The following is an 11875-nucleotide window of genomic DNA, read 5'->3' as shown; positions in this document are numbered from 1 at the left end:
GGCCGCTTTGCGGCCCCTTGGCATTCAGATCTCGACCTGAGTTCCCAACTCGATCACCCGGTTGAGTGGCAGGTTGAAGAAGCGCAGGTTGCCGTTGGCATTCTTCAACAGGAACGCAAACAGGTTGCCCCGCCAGCGCGACATCCCCTCCAGCCGCGACGCGATCACCGTCTCTCGGCTGAGGAAGTAGGTGGTGCGCATGGGCGTGAAGTCCAGGTCGTCCAGATGACACAACTTCAATGCCGCCGGCACGTCTGGCTCATCCATGAACCCAAAGTGCAGCAACACACGGAAGAATCCGTCGCCATAGGCTTCCACCTCGAAACGCTCATGCTCCGGTACCCGTGGCCGGTCTTCGCTGACCACGGTCAGCAGCACCACCTGGCTGTGCAGCACCTGGTTGTGAAGCATGTTGTGCAACAGCGCATGCGGCACAGCATCGGAGCGTGCCGTCAGGAACACCGCCGTGCCTTCAACCCGGTGCGGAGGCTGAATGCGGATACTGCTGATGAACAGTGGCAACGGCAGTGCGCCTTCATCGATGCGTTCCACCAGAATCTGCTTGCCGCGTTTCCAGGTGCTCATCAGCAGGAACAGCACACCGCCCGCCAACACCGGGAAGGCACCGCCCTGGACGATTTTCGGCACGTTGGCGGCGAAGAACAGCCCATCGACGAAGAGGAAGCCGACCAGAATCGGCACTGCCAATACCGGCGGCCACTTCCACAGCAACAGCATCACCGCCGACACCAGGATGGTGGTCATCAGCATGGTGCCGGTCACCGCCACCCCGTAGGCAGCCGCCAGAGCGCCTGACGACTCGAAGCCGATCACCAGCAGCACCACGCCCACCATCAGCGTCCAGTTCACGGCGCCAATATAGATCTGCCCCTGTTCGTCGCTGGAGGTGTGCTGGATCTGCATGCGCGGAATATAGCCCAGCTGGATAGCCTGGCGGGTCAGGGAGAAGGCCCCGGAAATCACCGCCTGCGAAGCGATCACCGTGGCCATGGTGGCCAACCCGACCAAAGGCAGCAATGCCCAGCCCGGCGCCAGCAAGTAGAACGGATTGCGTGCGGCGTCCGGGTTTTGCAGCAGCAGCGCCCCCTGGCCAAAGTAGTTGAGCACCAACGCCGGAAGCACCAGGATGAACCAGGCCCGGGCGATCGGCTTGCGGCCAAAGTGGCCCATGTCGGCGTACAGCGCTTCGGCACCGGTCAGCGCCAGCACCACCGCGCCGAGAATGGCCACGCCCATGCCGGGGTGCACCACGAAGAAATTTACCGCCCAGCCTGGGTTGAAGGCCTTGAGTACTTCCGGGCTCTGCGAGATGCCATGTACGCCCAACGCGCCCAGCACCACGAACCAGGTGACCATGATCGGGCCGAACAGTTTGCCGATCTTCTCGGTACCGTGCTTCTGCACCAGAAACAGCGCCACCAGCACCACCAGCGAAATCGGCACCACCCAGTGGTCGATACCGTCAAACGCCAGGCCCATACCCTCTACGGCCGACAGCACCGATACCGCCGGGGTGATCATGCTGTCGCCATAGAACAACGAAGCGCCGATCAGGCCGCAGATCACCATCAGCGTGCGCAGCCGCGGATAGGCCGCCGTGGCCCGCCGCGCCAGCGCGGTCAGGGCCATGGTGCCGCCCTCGCCCTGGTTGTCGGCGCGCAGGATGAACATCACGTACTTGAACGACACCACCCACAGCAGCGACCACAGGATCAGCGACAGGATCCCCAACACGCCATCATGGTTGACCGGCACCCCATAACCGCCGGTAAAAACTTCCTTGAGGGTATACAACGGGCTGGTGCCGATATCGCCATAAACCACCCCGACCGCCGCCACGAGCAGGCCCAGCGACCGCGCCGCCCCCTGCTTCCCCTCGTGCCCGCCCTCAGCGTGACTGCTTGCCTGAACCATCGACCACTCCTGCAGACGGCCATCACGGCCCTTGGTAATCACTCTGCTACCAGGCCCCTGAAGGCACCCTGGCGCAACGGCGCGAAGCATAGCGCAGCGTTCGTCGTATTTCTGCTGGTCAAGCGCCCTTGCGCTCGCTAGAATTGCGCACTTTTTGATCAGAGGCGCCAAAAGCGCCCGTCAAGTCCGCCCCCGATTCCGGCCGGGCGACTGCATTCAATACCGAGGTTAGTCATGTCCACCACGCCCGCCACCCCCAAGGTAGGTTTCGTAAGCCTGGGTTGCCCAAAAGCCCTGGTCGATTCCGAGCGCATCCTGACCCAGCTGCGCATGGAAGGCTATGAAGTCGTGCCCACCTACGAGGACGCCGACGTTGTGGTGGTCAACACCTGCGGCTTCATCGACAGCGCCAAGGCCGAGTCGCTGGAAGTGATCGGCGAAGCGATCAAGGAAAACGGCAAGGTCATCGTCACCGGCTGCATGGGCGTCGAGGAAGGCAACATCCGTGACGTGCACCCCAGCGTGCTGTCGGTCACCGGCCCGCAGCAGTACGAGCAGGTGGTCAATGCCGTGCACGAAGTGGTGCCGCCGCGCCAGGACCACAACCCGCTGATCGACCTGGTGCCGCCACAAGGCGTCAAACTGACCCCGCGCCACTATGCGTACCTGAAAATTTCCGAAGGCTGCAACCACAGCTGCAGCTTCTGCATCATTCCGTCGATGCGCGGCAAGCTGGTCAGCCGCCCGGTGGGTGAAGTGCTGAGCGAGGCGGAGCGCCTGGTGAAGGCTGGCGTGAAGGAGATCCTGGTAATTTCCCAGGACACCAGCGCCTACGGCGTCGACGTCAAGTACAAGACCGACTTCTGGAATGGCCGCCCGGTCAAGACCCGCATGCTCGAGTTGTGCGAAGCGCTGAGCAGCCTGGGTGCCTGGGTCCGCCTGCACTATGTGTACCCGTACCCGAACGTTGACGACGTAATCCCGCTGATGGCCGCCGGCAAGATCCTGCCGTACCTGGACATCCCGTTCCAGCACGCCAGCCCGAAAGTGCTCAAGTCGATGAAGCGCCCAGCCTTCGAAGACCGCACCCTGGCGCGCATCAAGAACTGGCGCGAGCAGTGCCCTGAACTGGTGATCCGCTCTACCTTCATCGTCGGCTTCCCGGGCGAGACCGAGGAGGACTTCCAGTACCTGCTGGACTGGCTGACCGAGGCCCAGCTCGACCGCGTTGGCTGCTTCCAGTACTCGCCGGTGGAAGGCGCCCCGGCCAACGATCTGGGCCTGGAAGAAGTGCCGGACGACATCAAGCAGGAACGCTGGGACCGCTTCATGGCCCACCAACAGGCCATCAGCAGCGCACGCCTGCAGTTGCGCATCGGCAAGGAAATCGAAGTGCTGATCGACGAAGTCGAGGAGCAAGGTTCGGTTGGCCGCAGCTTCTTCGATGCCCCGGAAATCGACGGCAGCGTGTTCATCGATGGCGACCATGGCTTCAAGCCCGGCGACAAAGTGCGTTGCCGTGTAGTGGATGCCGACGAATACGACATGTGGGCAGAGCCCATCTAAAACGGCTGAAACCTGAAAAGCCCCTGCCCCGGCATTCCCCACCAGGAACTACCGGCGCAGGGGCTTTTTTGTCAGAACGTGTGAAATAGCATCAGGCCGCCCTCGGCATCCGGGCTGGCATCCGAGAAGCCTTTGACCGCGTAGAGCTGTACTTTCCACTGCTGGTTGAGCTTGTGGGTGAGAAACAGTGTCAGTTCCTGGATCTGCGACCCGGTCGAGACCACTTTTTGCCGCCAATCATAGGAAGCGCCTGCCGAAGTGCCCGCTGCCACGGGCAGGGCAAAGCCGAGGCTGGCAAATATCGGGTCGTCGAAGTCGCTGTCGGGTGGGTCGCCGAACTTCTTCCAGCCCAGCGTGGCGAAGCCGGTAACCGGGCCAAAGCCCTTGGTGATGTCGACCTGGGCGGTGTAGTCGTACTCACCGGTACCCAGGCACTGGTCTTCATCGGCAGTGGGGAATTTGACCTTGCCGATCAAATCCAGCATCAGGCCGCCGTCACTGCCATCGAGCAGCGCATAGCCGGCGCTGGCAACCGTGTCACCCAGCCCGCTTTCCACGTCCCTGCAACCACCTGGCAAGGGGTCACCATTAGGGCCGACTTCGGGGTTGGTGATACGCAACCAAGGCACGGTGACCTTGTAGGTCATGGGGCCGGTTTCATACTTGCCGACCACCGGCACGTACCAGATTTCCGACGTGGTGCCAGTGCCGTAGTCACCACTTGAATAATCCATGCCGATGGCGGCGCTGAAGGTATCGGCCAGGGCCGACGCACTGATGCATGACAGCAAGCAGGCGAAAAGAGGGAGCGTGGGTCTCATCTGCACCTCAGTACCCCTTTCGGGAAGCGTGGTCGGACTTACCCAGCCTAGTTGGCTAACGCCCGGATCGCTCTGGATGCTCGATTTTTTCGGCGGTCTCGATCTTTTCCGGTTTTTCGACCTTCTCGACCTTTTCTACCTTTTCAACTTTCTCCGGCAGCTCAATCTTCTCTACCTTTTCGACTCTTTCTACTTTCTCAACCTTCTCGACTTTTTCAGGCCTTTCGACTTTCTCTACCTTCTCGACTCTTTCTACTTTCTCTACCTTCTCAACTTTTTCAGGCTTTTCGACTTTCTCTACCTTCTCGACTCTTTCTACTTTCTCAACCATCTCAACTTTTTCAGGCTTTTCAACTTTCTCAACCTTCTCAACCTTCTCAACCTTCTCAACCTTCTCTACCTTCTCGGCCTTTTCGACTTCGACCTTTTCCACCCGATCAGAACTTCCGCTGTTGCTCCGCTCGACCTGCTCCACTGCGTCGAGGTGTTCCGTCTTTCCAGATTTTTCCACGCTACCACCGCTGCCATGGCCACTGGCCTCGTCAACGGTACTGCGCCCACGGTGATCATCACTGCTTTCATTGCCAATGCTGGTCGCATCGCTGGCGCCATGACCGCTGTTGCTGGAGCCGCCAGCGCTGCTGCTTTCCTGTTCGCTACCGTGCCCAGAATGGCTTCTGTCCGGATTGTCGGCACGGTCACCCTGGAATTCCACACGGGTCGCCCGCAGCTCATGATTACCACTGAGCACACCGCTCACCCGAACACGTTGATCGAGTGCCAACGCCCCTGGCTGCTTACCGACAATCACGGTGCCCTGCCCCAGGGTTACATTGATGCCTGCCACCACCAGTTGCCGTGCCTGTGTGCGCTGTACCAGCCCTTCGACCACCGCCTGCTGGACACGGCCAGCAAACGGCAGGCTCGGGTCCGGACGCGTTTGCGCCACTTCCAGCTGGCGCCCGGTCCATTGGCCGCGCACCAGCACTTCCCGTGCAGGTGCCACACGGGTCCCCAACTTCAAACCCTGAAGGTTGCCAGCGCGATCAACCGCACCGATGGCACTGGCCTCCCTCAACCCCGGCGCCCGTTCGATACGTGTCGCCACCACTTCGCCCTGGGCATCGCGCAGGCCGCTCACCTTCACCGGCTCGCCTGGGCGCAACCCTTCAGCCACCCGCGCACCCGCGGCAAGCCGCACAGGTTGACCCATGACCCGCAGGGGGGCAGAAGCATTGGGCAACGCCGTCAATGGCCCTTCAAAGACATTCAGGATCGAGATGCGCCCTGCCTGCAGGCCGCGCTGGGTGGCGAATGCCTCCACCGCCACCACTTGCCCGATCGCCAAGTGGCCACTGCTGGCAGGTGCCCCGTTTTCACTGACCGGCACGTCCTTGCCATAGTGCACTTCCATGCCATTGACGCAGATCGAGGCGAACCCGGTGATGGTGCCAACGATGCCTGTGCCGCCAGTCCCCCCCGGCCGCAGGATCGGTGCACCGGTACCGCCTACCCCACCGTGGCTGCGATCGAAGTAGGTACCGTCCACCCCTTCCGCCACCGCGCCGGTACCCCCTGTACCACCGGGGCGTTGCTGGAGTGGCGCGCCGGTACCACCGACCCCGCCCGACCTGGCCCCGGTACCGCCCACGCCGCCGGGAAACTGCATGCCTGCAGCACCGCCCATACCCACTTCGTCCCGGCTGACACACACCGGCGCCGCAGCCACCTCGACAGGCGCCATCAGGTTCAACCCAAAAACCAGGGCGAGCGTGATGGCACTGAGGCAGCGCGCAAGAAGAGTCATGGGCCGGGTGTCTTCGACGGGTCGGGATCGGTAGCTTCAGTGTAGAAATAAAGCCCGACAGTGATGCGCTGACGTTGCTCGGCGCTAGGCTGATCGGCGCTTTCCAGCTCTGCGGCAAGCCGGCTGAAGGCAAGCAATGTCTGCATGCCATCCTTGGCGACCACCTCACGTACTTGCTCGACACTGGCCTGGCTCAAAGCATCGTAGTGCACACTGCGTTCAAAAAACGGCTGGCCTTCGCCACTGAGGTTGTGCACCGCTGCGCTGGCATGGTCATGCAGGTTGTGGCCGAAGTACGCGGTTTTTTCATCGAAGCCCTTTTGCGGCACGAATGCCTGGGCTTCCAGGTGCACACAATCCTGCTCATCGAGCCGTACCACCCCCAGGCGCAACCATTCATCCAGCACCACCCGGCCGCGGATGTCGGTGCTGACGTTAGCCACCAGCGCATCGAACGAGCAATCGCCACCCACGCTGGCTAACCGCGGCAAGGCCAGTGCCTGGCCAGGCGACGAACAGAAGGGCGCCGTGGTGGTCCAGGTATTGACCAGCTGCGCGCCTAGCGTGATGTTTGCCGGCAGGGCCGCCAGCGCTGTATCGCCCTCGCTGCGCAGCCGTCGCACATCCTTGCGATGCACACCTGTAAGCAGGCTGATGCGGCTGTCGGTTGGGGCGGTGTCGTTCAGGCGAAACTCGCGATGGGCCACGTCGACGAAGACTTCCTTGAGCAAGTCGGCGAACACCGTGTAGGTAACCCCCTTGCGCAGCATCAGACGCACCAAAGGGCGCATGACACGCCGCAATGCGTTCAACATCGAGGGGGGTAAGGCGGGCGATTGCATTGAGCGTATTCCTTGACAGATGAATCCTGCTCATACAAAACCCGTCCGCTGGGTTTTGTACGGGCCACTTCGGATCAGCGCCAATCAGCTTCTGCTGTTGTCATCACCCGGTTCGCCACCCACATGGTTGCCGTGATCATCGCCAGGTTCACCACCAACATGATTGCCGTGATCATCGCCAGGCTCGCCGCCGACATGATTGCCATGATCATCCCCGGGCTCACCGCCAACATGGTTGCCATGATCGTCACCGGGCTCACCGCCAACGTGGTTGCCGTGATCATCACCGGGCTCACCGCCCACGTGATTGCCATGATCGTCACCTGCTTCAGCATGATTACTGCTGCGCCCAGAGTTCGAGTTGCCGTCGTGGCCGCTACCACTGTTGCCAGCATGGCCACCGCCGTCGCCTCCACTGCCGTGGCCGCCGCCGCTGCCACTTCCACCGCCACCACCGTGGCCACCGCCGCCGCCACTTCCGCCACCACCACCGTGGCCACCGCCACCGCCGCTTCCGCCACCACCACCGTGGCCACCGCCACCGCCGCTTCCGCCACCACCACCGTGGCCACCACCGCCGCCACCGTGTCCACCACCTCCCCCGCCGCCATCTTTGGCGTAGGCACTTGAGCCATGCGAGATCGAGTCAGGGATCAAGACAATGGATGTCGATAGCACGCCAGCTACGGCAACCGCGAGTAGAGCCTTTTTGAACAGCAGGTGGATTTGCATAGTCCGTCTCCAGGTCTTCGCCACGAGAACGCCAAATCAGTCAGGAATTCTGTTTTCAGATTTTTCTTTTCTTTGCGTGGGATTTTTTCCCACGCTTAATTAATAGACCTCCACACCCCTGGCATCAAGCGCTGGGAGAACAAGCCGACCGGTGGTTGGGCTGCTATGTTTTCTCTATCGCCACGGAGGACCACCGGCATGCCTGCGCTACTAACGCTGCAAACCCCGCGCTTGTGCGACTACAGCGAGCTGGTACAGGTTTGGGAGGACTCCGTGCGCGCCACCCACGACTTCCTCCCGGATGGCTACATCCTGCTGCTGCGCGAACACGTGCTGCGCCGCTACCTTGACGCAGTGATGCTGATTTGCTGCAAGGACCGCCAGCGGATCTGTGGTTTCGCCGGAGTCGCCAACGGGCGGGTAGACATGCTGTTCGTCGCACCAGGCTACCGTGGCCAAGGGGTAGGCAAGCGCTTGCTGCGCTATGCCATCAACGAACTCAATGCCGAGCACCTGGACGTCAACGAACAGAACCCACAGGCGCTGGGCTTCTACCTGCATGAAGGTTTCGAGGTGATCGGTCGCTCGGAAACCGATGGCCTGGGCCAGCCCTATCCTCTGCTGCACATGAGACTGGTGCGTAGCGGGCCTTGAGGCAGCGTCTGAATGTGCCGTGCTATGTATCCAAAATGGCGCATCTGACACAGATTCCCATCATCAATCGCGTACGGGCAGGTACAATGGAGGCTTTCCCTGCCTTGCGAATTGCCCCATGTCCGAACCCGTCCGCCTGTCCAAACGCCTCATCGAGCAGCTTGGCTGCTCCCGCCGCGAGGCCGAGCTGTACATTGAAGGAGGCTGGGTAACGGTCGATGGCGTGGTGGTCGAGCAGCCGCAGTTCAAAGTCGAGCAGCAGCGCGTCGAGCTGCTGCCGGGCGCCCGTGCCGAAACCCTGCAGCCGGTGACCCTGCTGCTGAACCAGCCAGCCACCATGGACAGCGAAACCGCGCGCGCCAGCATGAACATGGGCAACCTCAGCGAAACCCACCGTGAAGGCGTACGCGCCCTGCACGGGCATTTTGCCCGGCAGGACTGCGTGGCGCCGCTGGAGCGTGGCGCCAGCGGCCTGCAGGTGTTCACCCAGGACTGGCGGGTAACCCGCAAGATCGAGGCGGACCTGCGTCGCCTGGAGCAGGAATTCGTCGTTGAAGTGCGTGGCGAGACCACGCCTCAGGCGCTGGAGCGCCTGGCGCGCGGGGCCATGCGCAATGACCGCGAACTGCCCAAGGCCAAGGCCAGCTGGCAGAACGAGACCCACCTGCGCATGGTGTTGAAAAACCCGCAACCCGGGCAAATTGCCGAGCTGTGCGCCTACCTGCGCCTGGAGCTGGTAAGCATGCGCCGCATTCGCCTGGGCGGCGTGTCGATGGGCAAGCTGCCGCTGGGCCAATGGCGCTACCTGGCCACTACCGAACGTTTCTAAGCAATGCGCCGCGCCGGAATGCGCGGCACCTGAACAGGATTCTGCAGCAATGAACCACAACGACGTCCTGCGCAGCCTGCGCTACATGCTCAAGGTGAACGACGCCAAGATGGCCGAAATCATCGGGCTCTCCGGCCTTGAGGTGCATCCTCTGGTGCTGGCCACCTACCTGAAAAAAGAAGAAGAGGAAGGCTTCGTGCGCTGCCCGGAGCGAGTGATGGCGCACTTCCTTGACGGCCTGGTGATCCATCGCCGCGGCAAGGACGATAGCCGCCCGCTGCAACCGGTCGAGCTGCCGGTAACCAATAACCAGATCCTCAAGAAGCTGCGGGTAGCCTTCGAACTCAAGGAAGATGACCTGCACGCGATCCTCAAGTCGGTCAACTTCCCGGTCAGCAAGCCAGAGCTCAGCGCGCTGTTCCGCAAGGCTGGCCACGATAACTACCGCCCATGCGGCGACCAGTTGCTGCGCAACTTCCTCAAGGGCCTGACCCTACGCGTGCGCGGCTGAGTGGCCATGCAGCATACGGTTGCCCCGGTCGGCATCGTCCGCTCCTGCTTCAAGGAAAAGTTCGCCATTCCACGCCAGCCGCAGCTGGCGCCTGCCGCCCGTGGGGTGCTCGAACTGCTGCCGCCGTTCGATCAGGGTGATGCGGTCGAGGGCCTGGAACAGGTCAGCCATGTCTGGCTGCTGTTCCTGTTCCACCAGGCCCTGGAGGACAAGCCGCGCCTGAAGGTGCGGCCACCGCGCCTGGGCGGCAACAAGAGCATGGGGGTGTTCGCCACCCGCGCCACCCACCGGCCCAATGGCATCGGCCAGTCGGTGGTCCGCCTGGAGGGTGTGGAGCCCGGGCGCCTGTTGCTGTCCGGGATCGACCTGCTCGACGGCACGCCGGTGCTGGACATCAAGCCCTATGTGCCCTACGCCGACAGCATCGCTGGCGCCAGCAACCAGATGGCCCATGCAGCGCCTGTGGCAATTGCCGTGCAGTGGGCCGACAACGCCCTGCCCCAAGCCCGCGAGCATGCGTTGCGCCTGGCCGAGCCGCTGGTGGAGCTGATCGAGCAATGCCTGGCGCAGGACCCACGGCCGGCCTACCAAGTGCCACCGGCCGAGCGGGTGTACGGGGTGAAGTTCTGGGATGTGCAGGTGAGGTGGCATTACCCGCAGCCGGACTTGATCCGGGTATTGGAGGTTGTGCCGGCCTGACGCGAAGGCCGCGCATGAAAAAGGCGACCCTAGGGTCGCCTTTTTCGTTTTACCGCAGCGCGATCAGCGAGCCGGGCCTTCAGCCACGCCCAGGTCGTCGGTCGGACGGGTATCGACCAGCGGTGCACCACCGGAGGCCAGCTCCGAAGCCAGCTTGTCGTTGTCCATTTCCTTGACCCACTTGGCCACGACCACGGTGGCAACGGCGTTGCCCACCAGGTTGGTCAGGGCGCGGGCTTCGGACATGAAACGGTCGATGCCGAGGATCAGCGCCAGGCCGGCAACCGGCAGGTGGCCAACGGCCGACAAGGTCGCGGCCAGGACGATGAAGCCCGAACCGGTAACGCCGGCAGCACCTTTGGAAGCCACCAGCAGCACCAGCAGCAGGGTGATCTGGTGCGTGATGTCCATGGTGGTGTCGGTGGCCTGAGCGATGAACACCGCAGCCATGGTCAGGTAGATCGAGGTGCCGTCGAGGTTGAACGAGTAACCGGTCGGGATAACCAGGCCGACTACCGACTTCTTGGCCCCCAGGCGTTCCATCTTGGCCAGCATGCGAGGCAGGGCCGACTCCGAGGACGAAGTACCCAGCACGATCAGCAGTTCTTCACGGATGTAGCGGATCAGCTTGAGCACGCTGAAGCCGTGGGCGCGGCAGATACCGCCCAGCACCACCAGCACGAACAGCAGGCAGGTGATGTAGAAGCAGGCCATCAGGTAGCCCAGCTGCACCAGCGAGCCAACACCGTACTGGCCGATGGTGAAGGCCATGGCACCGAAGGCGCCGATCGGGGCCAGCTTCATGATCATGTTGATGATGTTGAACATGACATGGGCGAAGCGGTCGATCATGTCCAGCACCGGCTTGCCGTAGCTGCCCAGGCGGTGCAAGGCGAAGCCGAACAGCACCGAGAACATCAGCACTTGCAGGATGTCGCCGTTGGCGAAGGCGCCGACCACGGTGTTGGGGATGACATTGAGCAGGAAGCCCACGGTGGTCTGCTGCGCGCCGGCGGCGGCGTAGGCAGCCACGCTGCTGGCGTTCAGGGTGCTGACGTCGATGTGCATGCCAGCGCCTGGCTTGACCACGTTGACGACGACGAGGCCGATGATCAGGGCGATGGTGGAGACGATTTCAAAGTACAGCAGCGCGTAGCCGCCGGTCTTGCCAACCGACTTCATGCTCTGCATGCCGGCGATGCCGCTGACCACGGTGCAGAAGATGATGGGCGCGATGACCATCTTGATCAGTTTGACGAAGCCATCACCCAAGGGTTTGAGGGCAACGCCGGTTTCCGGGTAGTAGTGGCCGAGCAGGATGCCGATGGTGATGGCGACCAACACCTGGACATACAGGGATTTGTACAGCGGCTGACGTGTCGTCATGGCTAATTTTCCTCAAGTGTGCCGGTTCACCCTTCCCAGGGTGATGGGGCACCTGAATCGCTAACCCTCCTGCACCTGGAGGGATTTGTCGTT

General features: G+C 62.3%; 11 protein-coding genes. 5 read left to right on the top strand and 6 right to left on the bottom strand.

Annotation, left to right across the window (positions count from 1 at the left end):
- Positions 1-24: 24 nt before the first annotated feature.
- Positions 25-1935, bottom strand: coding sequence for a potassium transporter Kup (locus tag ACNFBR_RS20970; protein ID WP_416736606.1), 1911 nt, complete (start codon positions 1933-1935; stop codon positions 25-27).
- Positions 1936-2169: 234 nt separating this feature from the next.
- Here ACNFBR_RS20970 and rimO point away from each other — a divergent pair, with 234 nt between their 5' ends.
- Complete coding sequence (gene rimO / locus ACNFBR_RS20965) at positions 2170-3501, top strand: 30S ribosomal protein S12 methylthiotransferase RimO (protein WP_416736605.1); 1332 nt, start codon at positions 2170-2172, stop codon at positions 3499-3501.
- A gap of 71 nt (positions 3502-3572) precedes the next feature.
- Here rimO and ACNFBR_RS20960 read toward each other — a convergent pair whose 3' ends face one another.
- From ACNFBR_RS20960 to ACNFBR_RS20945, 4 genes are all read right to left on the bottom strand, one after another.
- A complete protein-coding gene (locus ACNFBR_RS20960) occupies positions 3573-4322 on the bottom strand; it encodes a hypothetical protein (RefSeq protein ID WP_416736604.1) in 750 nt (249 codons plus the stop codon).
- Positions 4323-4377: 55 nt separating this feature from the next.
- Complete coding sequence (locus ACNFBR_RS20955; RefSeq protein ID WP_416736603.1) at positions 4378-6129, bottom strand: DUF5666 domain-containing protein; 1752 nt, start codon at positions 6127-6129, stop codon at positions 4378-4380.
- The gene (locus ACNFBR_RS20950; RefSeq protein WP_416736602.1) at positions 6126-6971 is read right to left on the bottom strand and encodes a DUF6502 family protein; all 846 of its coding nucleotides are present in this window, start codon (positions 6969-6971) and stop codon (positions 6126-6128) included. The genes ACNFBR_RS20955 and ACNFBR_RS20950 overlap by 4 nt, the downstream gene beginning before the upstream one ends.
- An 84-nt stretch (positions 6972-7055) precedes the next feature.
- Positions 7056-7703 (bottom strand): hypothetical protein, encoded by a 648-nt coding sequence (locus ACNFBR_RS20945; protein ID WP_416736601.1) that lies wholly within the window; start codon positions 7701-7703, stop codon positions 7056-7058.
- Positions 7704-7901: 198 nt separating this feature from the next.
- On the opposite strand from ACNFBR_RS20945, the gene ACNFBR_RS20940 reads away from it, so the two are divergent.
- From ACNFBR_RS20940 to tsaA, 4 genes are all read left to right on the top strand, one after another.
- The gene (locus tag ACNFBR_RS20940) at positions 7902-8357 is read left to right on the top strand and encodes a GNAT family N-acetyltransferase (protein WP_416736600.1); all 456 of its coding nucleotides are present in this window, start codon (positions 7902-7904) and stop codon (positions 8355-8357) included.
- A gap of 118 nt (positions 8358-8475) precedes the next feature.
- The gene (locus tag ACNFBR_RS20935; RefSeq protein WP_416736599.1) at positions 8476-9186 is read left to right on the top strand and encodes an rRNA pseudouridine synthase; all 711 of its coding nucleotides are present in this window, start codon (positions 8476-8478) and stop codon (positions 9184-9186) included.
- 49 nt (positions 9187-9235) lie between these two features.
- Complete coding sequence (locus ACNFBR_RS20930; RefSeq protein ID WP_416736598.1) at positions 9236-9697, top strand: DUF1456 family protein; 462 nt, start codon at positions 9236-9238, stop codon at positions 9695-9697.
- A 6-nt stretch (positions 9698-9703) separates the two neighbouring features.
- A complete protein-coding gene (gene tsaA, locus ACNFBR_RS20925; RefSeq protein WP_416736597.1) occupies positions 9704-10396 on the top strand; it encodes a tRNA (N6-threonylcarbamoyladenosine(37)-N6)-methyltransferase TrmO in 693 nt (230 codons plus the stop codon).
- 63 nt (positions 10397-10459) lie between these two features.
- Here tsaA and ACNFBR_RS20920 read toward each other — a convergent pair whose 3' ends face one another.
- Positions 10460-11782 (bottom strand): dicarboxylate/amino acid:cation symporter, encoded by a 1323-nt coding sequence (locus ACNFBR_RS20920; RefSeq protein ID WP_019098118.1) that lies wholly within the window; start codon positions 11780-11782, stop codon positions 10460-10462.
- Positions 11783-11875: the final 93 nt, after the last annotated feature.

Origin of the sequence: Pseudomonas sp. NY11955, assembly GCF_048068035.1 — a bacterium.
Classification (GTDB): Bacteria; Pseudomonadota; Gammaproteobacteria; order Pseudomonadales; family Pseudomonadaceae; genus Aquipseudomonas.
This window is presented reverse-complemented; position numbering and strand designations above follow the sequence as displayed.